Origin of the sequence: Tessaracoccus flavus, assembly GCF_001997295.1 — a bacterium.
Lineage (GTDB): Bacteria > Actinomycetota > Actinomycetes > Propionibacteriales > Propionibacteriaceae > Arachnia > Arachnia flava.
Genome location: NZ_CP019605.1, coordinates 700,204 through 713,112 on the forward strand (window position 1 = coordinate 700,204; position 12,909 = coordinate 713,112).

At 66.8% G+C, this 12,909-nt stretch carries 16 protein-coding genes and 1 pseudogene; 16 read left to right on the forward strand and 1 reads right to left on the reverse strand.

Features of this window, described 5'->3' with window-relative positions:
• Positions 1-60 precede the first annotated feature (60 nt).
• Genes RPIT_RS03065 through RPIT_RS03075 form a run of 3 tightly spaced genes read left to right on the forward strand, consistent with a single transcriptional unit; the run spans position 61 to position 3,907 of the window.
• Complete coding sequence (locus RPIT_RS03065; protein ID WP_077340536.1) at positions 61-1,071, forward strand: pyridoxal-phosphate dependent enzyme; 1,011 nt, start codon at positions 61-63, stop codon at positions 1,069-1,071.
• A complete protein-coding gene (locus RPIT_RS03070; RefSeq protein ID WP_077340538.1) occupies positions 1,068-2,564 on the forward strand; it encodes an FAD/NAD(P)-binding protein in 1,497 nt (498 codons plus the stop codon). Before RPIT_RS03065 ends, RPIT_RS03070 begins: the two co-directional genes overlap by 4 nt.
• The gene (locus RPIT_RS03075) at positions 2,561-3,907 is read left to right on the forward strand and encodes a type III PLP-dependent enzyme domain-containing protein (RefSeq protein ID WP_077340540.1); all 1,347 of its coding nucleotides are present in this window, start codon (positions 2,561-2,563) and stop codon (positions 3,905-3,907) included. The genes RPIT_RS03070 and RPIT_RS03075 overlap by 4 nt, the downstream gene beginning before the upstream one ends.
• A 19-nt stretch (positions 3,908-3,926) precedes the next feature.
• On the opposite strand, the gene RPIT_RS03080 is transcribed toward RPIT_RS03075, so the two are convergent.
• Complete coding sequence (locus RPIT_RS03080; RefSeq protein WP_077340542.1) at positions 3,927-4,694, reverse strand: NAD-dependent epimerase/dehydratase family protein; 768 nt, start codon at positions 4,692-4,694, stop codon at positions 3,927-3,929.
• A 188-nt stretch (positions 4,695-4,882) separates the two neighbouring features.
• On the opposite strand from RPIT_RS03080, the gene RPIT_RS03085 reads away from it, so the two are divergent.
• The 13 genes and pseudogenes from RPIT_RS03085 (at position 4,883) to RPIT_RS03145 (ending at position 12,875) form a co-directional block, all read left to right on the forward strand.
• A complete protein-coding gene (locus RPIT_RS03085; protein WP_077340544.1) occupies positions 4,883-6,331 on the forward strand; it encodes a DEAD/DEAH box helicase in 1,449 nt (482 codons plus the stop codon).
• A 205-nt stretch (positions 6,332-6,536) separates the two neighbouring features.
• Entirely contained in the window at positions 6,537-6,905 is a 369-nt protein-coding gene (rplN, locus tag RPIT_RS03090) for a 50S ribosomal protein L14 (RefSeq protein WP_077340546.1), read from the forward strand.
• Between the two features lie 2 nt (positions 6,906-6,907).
• A complete protein-coding gene (gene rplX / locus RPIT_RS03095) occupies positions 6,908-7,279 on the forward strand; it encodes a 50S ribosomal protein L24 (RefSeq protein WP_077340548.1) in 372 nt (123 codons plus the stop codon).
• Positions 7,279-7,905 (forward strand): 50S ribosomal protein L5, encoded by a 627-nt coding sequence (gene rplE, locus RPIT_RS03100; protein WP_077340550.1) that lies wholly within the window; start codon positions 7,279-7,281, stop codon positions 7,903-7,905. The genes rplX and rplE overlap by 1 nt, the downstream gene beginning before the upstream one ends.
• Before the next feature lie 8 nt (positions 7,906-7,913).
• Entirely contained in the window at positions 7,914-8,099 is a 186-nt protein-coding gene (locus tag RPIT_RS03105; RefSeq protein WP_077340552.1) for a type Z 30S ribosomal protein S14, read from the forward strand.
• Positions 8,100-8,178: 79 nt separating this feature from the next.
• Positions 8,179-8,583: a 30S ribosomal protein S8 gene (gene rpsH, locus RPIT_RS03110; RefSeq protein ID WP_077340554.1), complete on the forward strand. Its 405-nt coding sequence runs from the start codon at positions 8,179-8,181 to the stop codon at positions 8,581-8,583.
• A 26-nt stretch (positions 8,584-8,609) separates the two neighbouring features.
• Positions 8,610-9,152, forward strand: coding sequence for a 50S ribosomal protein L6 (rplF, locus tag RPIT_RS03115; RefSeq protein ID WP_077340556.1), 543 nt, complete (start codon positions 8,610-8,612; stop codon positions 9,150-9,152).
• Between the two features lie 2 nt (positions 9,153-9,154).
• Complete coding sequence (rplR, locus tag RPIT_RS03120; RefSeq protein ID WP_077340558.1) at positions 9,155-9,538, forward strand: 50S ribosomal protein L18; 384 nt, start codon at positions 9,155-9,157, stop codon at positions 9,536-9,538.
• A gap of 22 nt (positions 9,539-9,560) precedes the next feature.
• Complete coding sequence (gene rpsE / locus RPIT_RS03125; RefSeq protein WP_077340560.1) at positions 9,561-10,166, forward strand: 30S ribosomal protein S5; 606 nt, start codon at positions 9,561-9,563, stop codon at positions 10,164-10,166.
• Positions 10,166-10,348 carry a 50S ribosomal protein L30 gene (gene rpmD / locus RPIT_RS03130; protein WP_077340562.1) on the forward strand — a complete coding sequence of 61 codons (183 nt, stop codon included), beginning with the start codon at positions 10,166-10,168 and terminating at the stop codon, positions 10,346-10,348. Before rpsE ends, rpmD begins: the two co-directional genes overlap by 1 nt.
• 2 nt (positions 10,349-10,350) lie before the next feature.
• Positions 10,351-10,791, forward strand: coding sequence for a 50S ribosomal protein L15 (gene rplO / locus RPIT_RS03135; RefSeq protein WP_077340564.1), 441 nt, complete (start codon positions 10,351-10,353; stop codon positions 10,789-10,791).
• A 193-nt stretch (positions 10,792-10,984) separates the two neighbouring features.
• A complete protein-coding gene (gene secY, locus RPIT_RS03140; protein WP_077340566.1) occupies positions 10,985-12,301 on the forward strand; it encodes a preprotein translocase subunit SecY in 1,317 nt (438 codons plus the stop codon).
• Positions 12,298-12,875 (forward strand): annotated as a pseudogene (locus RPIT_RS03145) (adenylate kinase). Before secY ends, RPIT_RS03145 begins: the two are co-directional and overlap by 4 nt.
• Positions 12,876-12,909: the final 34 nt, after the last annotated feature.

Consider the following 12,909-nt stretch of genomic DNA (forward strand, 5'->3'; position numbering starts at 1 on the left):
GGGTGAACCCGGGGATCCGGCTCGGCGCTAGTGTGTGAGGGTGAATTCCGGTGTCGGCGCATGAGCAGCGCACGCTTCCCAGCCTCCATCGGGGCGGACGTTGGGTCTACGCCGCTGGCCTCCCTGGAGCGCCTCTTCCGCAGGCCGGACGTCCGGGTTTTCGGGAAGCTGGAGAATCGCAACCCGACGGGAAGCGCCAAGGACCGCTCTGCTCTGGGCATCGTCCGAGAGGCCTGGGAGAGTGGCCGGCTGAAGCCTGGGACCGTCGTTGTCGAGTCGAGCTCGGGCAACCTCGCGATGGCTTGCGCTCGTCTCAGCGCGTTGCTTGAGTTCTCATTCGAGTGCGTGGTCGACCCCAGGGCCAACGCCCGCACGATCGCGGCGATCGAGGCCTACGGGGCCCGCGTCCACCGGATCGCGGAGCCGGACCCTGAGACCGGGGATTGGCTTGTCGCCAGACTCGCCCGGGTGCGGGAACTGCTCGGGTCGATCCCGGGCGCCATCACGCTCGACCAGTACTCCAACGTTGCGGCGATCAGGGCCCACGCGGACGGCACCATGCGGGAGATCCTTGAGCAGGCGGGGGAGCCGGACCTGCTCTATGTGGCGACCAGCACGACCGGCACGGTCGGTGGCTGCCTTCGCGTGGTGGGCGAGCGAGCCCTGCGCACCGATGTGGTGGCCGTCGACGCCGAGGGGTCCGTCCTCTTCGGAGGCACTCGCGGCCGCAGGATGTTGTCAGGCTATGGCGCGGGCTTCGTGCCGCCGCTCTCCCAGTACTCCAGCCCCGCCCGCGTCGCGCGCGTCGACGACCTCAGTGCGGTCATCGGGGCCCGCGCGCTGACGCTCACCGAGGGTCTGCTGGCCGGAGCCTCGACCGGAGCGGTGATCTCGGCGCTGCGCGCTGACTATGCCAACCTCCCGGCGGGCAGCACTGTCGTGGTGATGGTGCACGATGGGGGCATGCCCTACCTCGACACCGTTTACGACGACGACTGGGTGTGCCGAACCTTCGAGGTCACGCGCGCTGAGCTCCGGGCACGGGTGGCCGACTTCGCCGCCGCCCCATGAGGGTCGCCATCGTCGGAGCCGGGCCCCGCGGGCTGTTCGCAGTGGAGCGACTCTGGGCACACGCCGCGCCGGGGACGTGCCTCGACGTCGTCCTCTTCGATCCCCGCGACCCGGGGGTGGGGGCCGCCTACGACCCTACGCAGCCGGAGTATCTGAGGCTCAACGTCAACTCCGCCGTCGTCTCCGCCGCCTGGCCAGGAGAAGACACCATCCCATCCTTCAACGCCTGGAGGCTGTCCACGGGCGAGCGCGAACCGTTGGAGCCGTTTCCGCCGCGGGCCCTCGTGGGACGCTATCTCGGCTGGTTCTGGGGATGGCTGAACCAGCAGACGCCGAGCGGATCCTTGCTCGCTCACCGCAGCCTGAACGTCGCCGAGCTCGCCGCGTCCGGAGCCGGCTGGGTCGTGGACGGAGAGATCTTCGACGAGGTCCTGCTCGCCACCGGGCATGAAGGGAGCTGGCCGGGACAACTTCACGGCGACGGGGTTATCCCCGCCGTTTTTCCGGTCCAGCGGTGGCTGGGCGAGGACGACGTCCCGCCGGGGTGCCGAGTGGCCTTCCGCGGCGCGGCGCTCACCTTCATCGACGCAGCGCTGGCGCTCACCGAGGGTCGCGGGGGAAGGTTCATCGGCGACTGGGCGACGGGCCTGGCCTACGAGCGCTCAGGCCGGGAACCGCGCACACTGTGGCCGGTGGGCCGCTCCGGGCGGTGGATGGATCCGAAACCCCAGCCGGGAACCCTGCTGGCCGAGGCCGACCCCGAGATCCTGCGCGTCGGCAGGGCCGCAGTGTTGAGTGCGGAGACCCCGACGGCGTCGCTCGGGGCCGTGCACACCACGGCGGTGGCGCTGGGGGCGGACCCGGACCGGCTGGCGAGCCTGCTCGACCCCGGCCGGGGCGATGCCACGGAGGCGCTGCGCCAGCGTCTCACCGCAGTGGCGGGCTCTTCCGATCCCGGCACCTCCTGGGCCTTGGGGCACGCCTGGCGTGGGCTCTACGACGCCCTGCGGTACCGCTTCGAAGGGACCGTCGAGGGGTTCGCCCCGTTCGCCCGGCTCGCCAGCACGCTGGAGCGAGTGGCCTTCGGGCCGCCCCCGGTGAATGCCGCCAAGATCCTGGCCCTCATCGAGGCCGGCCTCATTGATCCCACATCCCTCGAGCGGGCGCACTTCGACGGCGCCTCCCCGATCGGCCTCCCAGCAGCGCCCGACGTGATCGTCGACGCCGTGCTGCCTCCCCCCGGGGTGGTCCCCGGATCGCTGGTCGGCAGACTGGTCGACGACGGGGTGATCGTCTCCCCGGCGGGCCGTCGCGGAGTGGCGGTGGCCCCGGACGCCAACTGCCTCGACCGCGATGGCGTGCCGGTGCCCGGTCTGGCCTGCATCGGACGCGCCACCGAAGATGTGGTCATCGGCAACGACACCCTCAACCGCGCGCTTCACCCAGCTGTTGACCTGTGGGCGCGCCGCATCACCCAGAAAGGTAGCCAATGAACACCGCAGTGCACGGAGCGCCCCCACTCACGGGGCGGCGCGAGCCCTGGATGGACGAACTGCTGGGTGATCCAGAGACCGTCACGGGGTTACTGGACCAGTTCGGGTCCCCGGTCAACGTCCTGGACCCTTCGCCGCTCGGGAGAAACGCCGCGGAGCTCGTTGCCGCGGGCCGAGAGTCCGGCGTTGAGACCAGGGTCTTTTTCGCGCGAAAGGCGAACAAGACCCACGCCCTTGTGAAGCGTGCGATCGAGGACGGTCACGGTGTGGACGTCGCCAGCCACGCCGAACTCCGTCAGGTGCTGGATCTGGGCATGCCTCCCGCCAGGATCATCGTCAGCGCCGCGGTCAAAACCGATCAGCTGCTCGCCCTCGCCGCGGACAGCGGCGCGACGATCTCCGTCGACCACGTGTCCGAACTACGTCGAATCGAGCGCCTCGCCTCCCCCGGGAGGCTTGTCGCCGTCGCCCCCCGGCTGGCTCCAGACCCCGCCTCCGGGGTCCCTCCCACCCGCTTCGGGGAACTGCGTGACACCTGGATCGCGGCGCTGTCTGAGGTTCAGCCGGGAGTCAGCGTCACCGGCCTCCACGTCCACCTCCACGGGTACGCCGTGGCCGACCGGGCCACGGCGATAGCGGAGTCCGTCCGGATGGCAGATGAGCTGCGGAGTCTCGGCCATGCTCCGACCTTCCTCGATCTGGGAGGGGGAGTGCCGATGAGCTACCTCACCGACGAGACCCAGTGGCGTGAGTTCTGGGACGTCCTGGGGGCGGGTGGCGAGCCGGAGTCCATCACGTGGCGGGATCACCGGCTCGGCACCGTCTACCCCTACTACCAGGCCCCGACGCGGGGCGAGTGGCTCCGCGAGCTGCTCTCCGCCCGCCCCGAGAGTGGAGACACGTGCGCAGGCCTCCTGCGTCGGGCGGGGCTGGCGCTGCACCTCGAACCTGGCCGGAGCCTCGCCGACGGCTGCGGAGTGACTCTCGCCCGCGTGGCTTTCATCAAGCGCCGCAGCGACGGGGTGCCGCTCATCGGTCTGGAGATGAACCGCACCCAGTGCCGCTCCACCTCCGACGACTTCATGGTCGACCCCGTCCTGGTAAGGACCAACGCCCCGGGAGAGCCCCTCGACGGATTCCTCGTCGGTGCCTACTGCATCGAGGACGAGGTCATTCTGCGTCGGCGGATGCATTTCCCGCACGGCGTGGCGGCCGGTGACGTCATCGCGCTGATCAACACCGGCGGCTACCTCATGCACATCCTTGAGAGCGCATCGCATCAGTTGCCGCTGGCGAAGAACGTCGTGTGGCCGAGCCTGGAGCTCGACGGGATCGATCGCTAGTCGGCGCGGCCGCCTCCGACTACGAGTTCCTTGGCCAGTCGTCCGGGGTCGGCTCGTCCGGGTTCTCGGGCCTCGATGAGTGGCGCGTCACGTCGTGCGCGGGGCGGTACCCGAGCTCCAGGCGCGTGTTGGTCGTCGACCACCGGCGGTGTGGGTTGTCGGAGACCGCGTAGTACAGCCCGAACGTGACGTCCGCCTCGATCGCGGAGCGCACCACGTCGACGGTGTCGTCGTAGCTCAGCCACATCGCCCTCAGCAGGTCGACGTCGGCTCCCGCGTCCGGATCATCCGATATCCAGCCGATGCGCAGCGCGATGAACTCCAGACCGAACTCGTCGTGGTAGTAGCGACCGATCGTCTCCCCGAACGCTTTCGACACCCCGTAGAGCGAATCCGGTCGCGGCAGCATATGCGGGTACACGGGCCACTCCTCGTCGCGGTCGTACATGCCCATGACGTGGTTCGACGAGGCGAAGACAAAGCGCCGGACCCCCGCCTCGCGGGCCGCTTCGAGCGCGTTGCGCACGCCGATGATGTTGGCGTTGAGCACTGCGTCCCAGGACGATTCCGGGGAAGCGGCTCCCGCCATGTGCACAACGGTGTCGACGCCGTCCATGAGGGCGAGCACCGCCGGGTAGTCGACCAGGTCGGCCGCAAGCAGATCTGGATCGTTCTCGTCGGGCCTGTGGGCGTGCCGGATGAGCTCGTACTCGTCTCGGAGCCGCTCCGACAGGAGGGTCCCCACGCCACCGTTGGCCCCAGTGATGAGGATTCTGCGCTTAGTCATACGCCGAGTCTGCCAGGCCCGCGAAGCATCGATGCGGGAATCCGGCCGTGCGCACGGTAGACTGCTGCACAGCGCTCGGGATGTTCTGCTCCGGGCCCCATAGATTTCATTCTTACGATGCCATCGCGCTGCGGTCATCACCGCGCCGGGCAGAACCGCTGCATCGCCCCACCAGGGAGACCCACACCATGACCTCATCGGCCTTTCGCGCGCTCGGCGTGCCCACTCACCTTGCTGCAGTCCTCGAGGCTCGCGGCATCACCACCCCGACCCCGATCCAGGCGGCGACGCTGCCCGACTCCATGAGCGGGCGCGACGTGCTCGGCCGCGGACGCACGGGCTCCGGTAAGACCTACGCCTTCCTGCTGCCCATGGTGGCCCGCCTCACCGAATCGGGCACGAAGCGCGCCCCGAAGCGCCCCCGCGCCCTCATCCTCGCCCCCACCCGCGAGCTCGCCACACAGATCGACGAAGCCCTCGCACCGCTTGCTGAGGCAGCGGGGCTGACCTCGCGAACCATCTTCGGCGGGGTGAACCAGCGCCCGCAGGTCGCGGCGCTGACCCGTGGCGTGGACGTGCTCGTCGCCTGCCCGGGCCGGCTCGAGGACCTCATCGCCCAGGGGTTCGTCACCTTGAACGCGATCGAGATCACAATCCTCGACGAGGCCGACCACATGGCCGACCTCGGATTCCTCCCGTCTGTGCGCCGGCTGCTGGGGGCGACTCCCCAGACCGGCCAGCGCATGCTGTTCTCCGCGACGCTGGACAAGGCCGTCGACACGCTGGTCAAGCAGTTCCTGCACCAGCCCAAGGTCCACGAGGCGGACTCCGCAGAGTCCCCTGTGCCGACGCTGCACCACCACGTGCTCCACGTCTCGAACGATGCGCACCTGCCCGTGTTGGTGAACCTGGCCGCCGCCCCAGGACGCTCGGTGGTCTTCACGCGGACCAAGCACCGCGCCAAGAAGCTGGCCAAGCAACTCAATGCCGCGGGCGTGCCCGCCGTCGAACTGCAGGGAAACATGAGCCAGGGCCAGCGTGAGCGCTCCATGGCCGCGTTCCACGCCGGGACGGCGCAGACGCTCGTCGCGACGGACGTCGCCGCACGCGGTATCCACGTCGACGACGTCGGCCTGGTCATCCACGCCGACCCGCCGGTCGAGCACAAGGCCTACACCCACCGCAGCGGCCGTACCGCCCGCGCCGGAGCCGAGGGCACGGTCGTGACGCTGATGCTCGATGCCCAGCGCTCCGACGTCCGCGACCTCACCCGCAAGGCGGGGGTCAAGCCCACCATCACGCGCGCCGACGAGCGCCACCCCGTTCTCGTCGAGATCGCACCCGGGGAGCGCACGTTCCCTGGCGGACTGGTCAAGCCGGAGCCCCAGCAGCCCACCGGCGGACGCCGGCGCAACCCCGCAGGTGACCGCTCGCGCGGAGCCGAGCAGGGGAGGGGTGCCAACCGTACCGAAGGGCGTGCCCAGAGCAGGTCTGAGCGCCCCCGCGGCGCAGCCCAGGGCGATGCGCCGTCGGGCCGCCGTCAGGGTCAGCCCCGCTCACGGTCGGCGCAGCCCGTCGGGACAGGTGGGGCCGCAGCCTTCTCTGCCTCGACCGGTCGCGGTCGGGGACGTCGCTGACGCTGAAGGCGATTTCGCCGCCGGGGACGTCTACAGCTAGACTGAACCGGTTGCCTTGGAACTGTGCCCCTTCGGGGGGACCTTTTCCGGGTATACACGTGCCCTTCACTCTCTCGAGCTGACGGGTGCCTCCTGGCAAAATCCAGGGGGTCGGTTTCTAGTTTCGCAAGGCCCTGCCAGGGAACCGGTGAGACAAGGAGAAGTAATGATCCAGCAGGAGTCGCGACTGAAGGTCGCCGACAACACTGGTGCGAAGGAAATCCTCTGCATCCGCGTTCTCGGTGGCTCGAAGCGCCGCTACGCCTACCTCGGCGACACCATCGTCGCCACCGTCAAGGACGCGATCCCGGGCGGCAACGTCAAGAAGGGCGATGTGGTCAAGGCCGTCATCGTCCGCACCAAGAAGGAGCGTCGGCGCGCCGACGGTTCCTACATCAAGTTCGACGAGAACGCAGCGGTCATCCTGAAGACTGACGGCGAGCCCCGTGGCACCCGTATCTTCGGCCCCGTTGCCCGTGAGCTTCGCGAGAAGAAGTTCATGCGCATCGTCTCTCTCGCCCCGGAGGTGATCTGACCATGGCTACCCTCCATGTGAAGAAGGGTGACCGCGTCAAGGTCATCTCTGGCAAGGACAGGGGCGTGGTGGCCGAGGTCATCGCAGTGCACCCCGAAACGCAGCGCGTGACCGTGCAGGGCGTCAACCTCGTCAAGAAGCACCGTCGCGAGTCGCAGACCGCTCAGGGCCGCAGGGTCGAGGGCGGCATCATCAACGTCGAGGCGCCGATTCACGTCTCGAACGTCCAGCCCGTGGTCAAGGTCGACGGCAAGGAGGTCGTCACGCGCGTTGGCTACAAGCGCGTCGACGTCACCAAGCGCCGTCCCGACGGCTCCGAGTACACCGCGCAGCGCTCGGTGCGCATCGCCCGCAAGACCGGTGAGGAGTTCTGATGACTGACACCGCCACCACCACGACGATGCCCCGCCTGAAGGCCAAGTACCGCGAGACCATCGTTCCTGCTCTGCAGGAGGAGTTCTCCTACGACAACGTCATGCAGATCCCCGGTCTGGTCAAGATCGTTGTGAACATGGGCGTCGGCGAGGCCGCGCGCGACTCGAAGATCATCGAGGGCGCCATCAAGGACCTCACCGCCATCACCGGCCAGAAGCCCGCCGTCACGAAGGCGCGCAAGTCGATCGCCCAGTTCAAGCTCCGTGAGGGCATGCCGATCGGCTGCCACGTCACCCTCCGCGGTGACCGGATGTGGGAGTTCGCCGACCGTCTCCTGACCCTGGCTCTGCCCCGTATCCGCGACTTCCGTGGCCTCAACGGTCGCCAGTTCGACGGTAACGGCAACTACACGTTCGGGCTCTCGGAGCAGGTCATGTTCCTGGAGATCGACCAGGACAAGATCGATCGCGTTCGCGGCATGGACATCACCTTCGTGACGTCCGCCGACAACGACGAAGAGGGCCGTGCGCTGCTGAAGCACCTCGGCTTTCCCTTCAAGGCAGTCGACGACCCGAAGAAGCAGAAGTCCAAGCGTGGCCCTGCGTTCTACAAGAAGAAGAAGTGAGCTGACCCATGGCGAAGACAGCACTCAAGGTCAAGCAGTCCCGCAAGCCGAAGTTTGGTGTGCGCGCTTACACGCGTTGCCAGCGTTGCGGCCGACCCCACTCGGTCTACCGCAAGTTTGGTCTCTGCCGCATCTGCCTGCGTGAACTTGCACACGCGGGCGAACTGCCCGGCGTGACCAAGTCGTCTTGGTGACCCCCACCCCGAACAGAAGTTTTGAGTTGCGCAAGGTCCACTCCACGGAAACCAGCGCGAGAAATGAGGACAACAAGTCATGACCATGACTGATCCGATCGCAGACATGCTCACGCGTCTGCGTAACGCCAATCAGGCGTATCACGAAGAGACGACCATGCCGTCGTCGAAGATCAAGGTGGGAATCGCCGAGATCCTGAAGGCCGAGGGTTACATCTCGAACTATGAGCTCACCGAAGTCGAGGGCCAGGTTGGCCAGGTGCTGAAGCTGACGCTGAAGTACGGCGACTCCCGCGAGCGTTCCATCATCGGCATCCGCCGCATCAGCAAGCCTGGGCTCCGCGTCTACGCCAAGGCCAACGAGCTCCCCAAGGTGCTCAACGGCATGGGCATCGCGATCATCTCGACCTCGCAGGGCCTGCTGACCGATAAGGCAGCCAAGGCCAAGTCCGTAGGCGGCGAAGTCCTCGCCTACGTCTGGTGACCGGGCGAAGGTAAGGAGAAACAGTTATGTCGCGTATTGGCAGACTCCCCATCGCCATCCCGTCCGGTGTCGACGTGAAGCTCGACGGCCGCAAGGTCGACGTCAAGGGCCCCAAGGGCTCCCTGTCGCTCACCGTGGCCGAGCCGCTGACGATCGAGAAGAACGACGAAGGCCAGCTGGAGGTGTCGCGTCCCAACGACGAGCGCCTCAGCCGGTCCCTGCATGGCCTCACCCGCACCCTGGTCAACAACATGATCACGGGTGTCACCGAGGGCTACGAGAAGAAGCTCGAGATCGTCGGTGTCGGTTACCGAGTCATCTCCAAGGGCCCGCAGCAGCTCGAGTTCGCGCTCGGCTTCTCGCACCCGGTGGTCATCAACGCCCCTGAGGGCATCACGTTCAACGTCGAGACCCCGACCCGATTCTCGGTGTCCGGCATCGACAAGCAGCTCGTGGGAGAGACAGCGGCCAACATCCGCAAGCTCCGAAAGCCTGAGCCCTACAAGGGCAAGGGTGTCCGCTACGCGGGCGAGCAGGTCCGCCGCAAGGCTGGAAAGGCTGGTAAGTAACAATGGCCATTTCGCTTAGCAACTCCAAGTCGCTGGCACCGAAGGCGGCCTCCAAGGCCCGCCGCCAGCTGCGTGGACGCAAGAAGATCAGCGGCTCGGGCGATCGCCCGCGCCTGGTCGTGACCCGTTCGTCCCGCCACCTGTTCGTTCAGGTGATCGACGACACCCAGGGCAGGACGCTCGCGTCCGCTTCCACCATGGAGGCTGACCTGCGTTCCGCCGAGGGCGACAAGTCGGACAAGGCTCGCAAGGTCGGCGCTCTCATCGCCGAGCGTGCGAAGGCTGCCGGCGTCGAGCAGGTCGTCTTCGACCGTGCGGGCAACAAGTACCACGGGCGGATCGCGGCTCTCGCGGATTCCGCTCGCGAGGCCGGGCTCGGCTTCTAACGACGAAAGGAAGGATTTCGCGATGAGTGAAACCCAACAGCGCCGGGGCTCCGGTGCCGGTGGTGAGCGTCGTGGCCGTGACGATCGTCGTGGCCAGGCTCCCAAGGAAGAAAGTAAGTACCTCGAGCGCGTGGTGACCATCAACCGCGTCGCCAAGGTCGTGCAGGGTGGTCGGCGCTTCAGCTTCACCGCTCTGGTCGTCGTCGGTGACGGCGAAGGCATGGTCGGTGTCGGTTACGGCAAGGCGAAGGAGGTGCCGGCCGCTATCGCCAAGGGTGTGGAAGAGGCCAAGAAGCACTTCTTCCGCGTGCCGCTGATCCAGCGCACGATCCCGCACCCGGTGCAGGGTGAGAAGGCGGCGGGCGTGGTTCTCCTGCGTCCCGCGTCGCCCGGTACCGGTGTCATCGCAGGTGGTTCGGCTCGCGCCGTTCTCGAGTGCGCAGGCGTGCACGACGTGCTCGCCAAGTCGCTCGGCTCCGCGAACGCGATCAACGTGGTGCACGCCACCGTCGACGCGCTCAAGCAGCTCGAAGAGCCTGCTGCCGTGGCGAAGCGTCGCGGTCTGCCGGTCGAGGACGTCGTCCCGTCGTTCCTCCTGCGCGCGCAGAAGGAAGAGGTGGCTAGCTGATGGCTGACCTCAAGATCACCCAGGCAAAGTCTGGGGTGGGTGGCAAGCAGAACCAGAAGGACACGCTGCGCACTCTCGGTCTCAAGCGCATCGGCGCCTCGGTTGTCCGTCAGGACACCCCCGAGGTCCGTGGCATGATCCGTGCAGTGGCCCACCTCGTTACCGTGGAAGAGGTGAAGTGACCATGTCGCTGAAGCTGCATCATCTACGCCCCGCCCCCGGCGCCAAGACGGCTAAGACCCGTGTTGGCCGTGGTGAGGGATCCAAGGGCAAGACCGCTGGTCGCGGTACGAAGGGAACCGGCGCTCGCAAGAACGTGCCGCAGAACTTCGAGGGTGGCCAGATGCCCATCCACATGCGCCTGCCGAAGCTGAAGGGGTTCAAGAACCCGTTCCGCGTCGAATACCAGGTCGTCAACGTCGGCCGTCTCGCCGAGCTTTTCCCGCAGGGTGGCTCTGTGTCGGTGGCTGACCTGGTCGACGCCGGTGCCGTGCGCTCCGGCTCGCTCGTCAAGGTGCTCGGCAACGGAGACGTCGATGTCGCACTCGACGTCACCGCCGATGCCTTCTCGGGATCGGCCAAGGCGAAGATCGAAGGGGCCGGCGGCTCCGCGACCCTCGCCTGAGGTCAAACTCGCTCCGACGGGGCGGACCGGTTCGCCGGTCCGCCCCGTCGCTGCATCTGCGCCGAGGTGTCAAGGCCAAACACTCAGGCAGCGGGTCGGTTAGTTTTGGCCCACGCCGCCCCCTTGATAGGGTTGGCTGGTTGCCGTGCTCAGCACGGTGTTTTCCTGTACTTATCGTCGAAAGTAGGGTCGGATGCTCTCCGCCTTCGCTAACGCGTTGAAGACGCCGGACCTTCGGAAGAAGATCCTCTTCACGCTGGGCATTATTGTCATCTTCCGCTTGGGTTCGACGATTCCGTCGCCGAACGTCAACATTGCCCGGATCGACGAGTGCCTTGCGCTGGCGACGGCTGGCGAGAGCGCCGGCATCTACAACATGGTCAACCTGTTCTCAGGTGGAGCACTGCTCCAGCTGACCATCTTCGCGCTGGGCATCATGCCGTACATCACCGCGTCGATCATTCTCCAGCTGCTCACCGTGGTCATCCCGCGGTTGGAGGCGCTGAAGAAGGAGGGGGCCTCCGGCACCGCCAAGATCACGGAGTACACCCGTTATCTGACCCTGGTGTTGGCCGTCCTCAACGCGACGGCGTTCGTCACGCTCGCGCGCACCGGGCAGCTGTTCCCCGGCTGTGACGGCATCCTCTACACCAACGAGCTGTTCCCGCTCATCACCATGGTGCTGGTCATGACCGCCGGCACCGGCATCATCATGTGGATGGGTGAGCTGATCACCGAACGCGGAGTCGGCAACGGCATGTCGATCATGATCTTCACGCAGATCGCCGCCTCGTTCCCCGCTGGTCTCTGGGCCATCAAGCAGAGCCACCCCGGCGCCGTCGGCTGGTTCCTCTTCTTCCTCGTCATCGGGATCGGCCTCGTGGTCATGCTGGGCATCATCTGGGTGGAACAGGGGCAGCGGCGCATCCCCGTCCAGTACGCCAAGCGCATGGTCGGTCGTCGTCTGGTGGGTGGATCCACCACGTACATCCCCCTCAAGGTCAACCAGTCGGGCGTCATCCCGGTCATCTTCGCCACGTCGATCCTCTACCTGCCCGTGCTGTGGGCCACCTTCCGGCCCGAGGGTGCGGTGTCCGTCTGGATCCAGCAGAACTTCGCAGGCCAGGGGATGCTGTCGAGCTTCTGGTACAACCTCGTGCAGTTCGTCCTCATCATCGCGTTTTGCTACTTCTACGTGTCGATCACCTTCAACCCTGAAGAAGTCTCCGACAACATGAAGAAGTACGGCGGCTTCATCCCGGGTATTCGTGCGGGCAAGCCCACTGAGCGCTACCTCGCCTACGTGCTGTCGCGGTTGACTGCGCCCGGTTCGCTCTACCTGGCGACCATCGCACTCATCCCGACGATCGCGTTCATGGCGGTCGGTGCCAACCAGAACTTCCCGTTCGGCGGCACCTCGATCCTCATCATCGTGGGCGTCGGTCTTGACACGGTCAAGAAGATCGAGAGCCAGTTGCAGCAGCGCAACTACGAGGGCTTCCTGCGGTGAGGCTACTCATCATGGGGGCTCCGGGTGCCGGCAAGGGCACCCAGGCCACAGCTCTGGCTGAACGCTACGGCGTGCCCGCGATCTCGACGGGAGACATCTTCCGGCACCACATCCGCAACCAGACGCCCCTGGGCATCAAGGTCAAGGCCCTCATCGACGCCGGCGAGTACGTTCCAGACGACGTCACCGAGGAGATCGTCGCCTCCCGCTTGGCGGAGGACGACTGCGCCGGGGGATTCCTCCTGGATGGGTTCCCCGAACGATGCATCAGGTGCACTTCCTCGATCGCTACCTCGCCGATCGCGGACAGTCGCTCGACGCGGTGGTGTCGCTCCATGTTGAGCCCGACGCCCTCGTCGAACGCCTCCTGACGCGTGCGGCCCTCGAAGGTCGCGCCGACGACAACGCCGACACCATTCGACGGCGGATGGAGGTCTACGCGGGCCAGACCGCGCCGCTCATCTTCCACTACGAGAGCAAGGGCCTGCTCGTCGACGTCGAAGGCACCGGGTCCGTCGAGGACGTGCGCGAGCGGATGTTCGACATGGTCGACGCACACGTGCGCGAGCGGTGAATATCGAGGTCAAGACGCCGGATCAGCTGCGTCT

Excerpts from the sequence above, each read along its gene's own strand:
- RPIT_RS03065 (WP_077340536.1), top strand. The coding sequence starts at position 61 with ATGAGCAGCGCACGCTTCCCAGCCTCCATCGGGGCGGACGTTGGGTCT.
- RPIT_RS03070 (WP_077340538.1), top strand. The coding sequence starts at position 1,068 with ATGAGGGTCGCCATCGTCGGAGCCGGGCCCCGCGGGCTGTTCGCAGTG.
- RPIT_RS03075 (WP_077340540.1), top strand. The coding sequence starts at position 2,561 with ATGAACACCGCAGTGCACGGAGCGCCCCCACTCACGGGGCGGCGCGAG.
- RPIT_RS03080 (WP_077340542.1), bottom strand. The coding sequence starts at position 4,694 with ATGACTAAGCGCAGAATCCTCATCACTGGGGCCAACGGTGGCGTGGGG.
- RPIT_RS03085 (WP_077340544.1), top strand. The coding sequence starts at position 4,883 with ATGACCTCATCGGCCTTTCGCGCGCTCGGCGTGCCCACTCACCTTGCT.
- rplN (WP_077340546.1), top strand. The coding sequence starts at position 6,537 with ATGATCCAGCAGGAGTCGCGACTGAAGGTCGCCGACAACACTGGTGCG.
- rplX (WP_077340548.1), top strand. The coding sequence starts at position 6,908 with ATGGCTACCCTCCATGTGAAGAAGGGTGACCGCGTCAAGGTCATCTCT.
- rplE (WP_077340550.1), top strand. The coding sequence starts at position 7,279 with ATGACTGACACCGCCACCACCACGACGATGCCCCGCCTGAAGGCCAAG.
- RPIT_RS03105 (WP_077340552.1), top strand. The coding sequence starts at position 7,914 with ATGGCGAAGACAGCACTCAAGGTCAAGCAGTCCCGCAAGCCGAAGTTT.
- rpsH (WP_077340554.1), top strand. The coding sequence starts at position 8,179 with ATGACCATGACTGATCCGATCGCAGACATGCTCACGCGTCTGCGTAAC.
- rplF (WP_077340556.1), top strand. The coding sequence starts at position 8,610 with ATGTCGCGTATTGGCAGACTCCCCATCGCCATCCCGTCCGGTGTCGAC.
- rplR (WP_077340558.1), top strand. The coding sequence starts at position 9,155 with ATGGCCATTTCGCTTAGCAACTCCAAGTCGCTGGCACCGAAGGCGGCC.
- rpsE (WP_077340560.1), top strand. The coding sequence starts at position 9,561 with ATGAGTGAAACCCAACAGCGCCGGGGCTCCGGTGCCGGTGGTGAGCGT.
- rpmD (WP_077340562.1), top strand. The coding sequence starts at position 10,166 with ATGGCTGACCTCAAGATCACCCAGGCAAAGTCTGGGGTGGGTGGCAAG.
- rplO (WP_077340564.1), top strand. The coding sequence starts at position 10,351 with ATGTCGCTGAAGCTGCATCATCTACGCCCCGCCCCCGGCGCCAAGACG.
- secY (WP_077340566.1), top strand. The coding sequence starts at position 10,985 with ATGCTCTCCGCCTTCGCTAACGCGTTGAAGACGCCGGACCTTCGGAAG.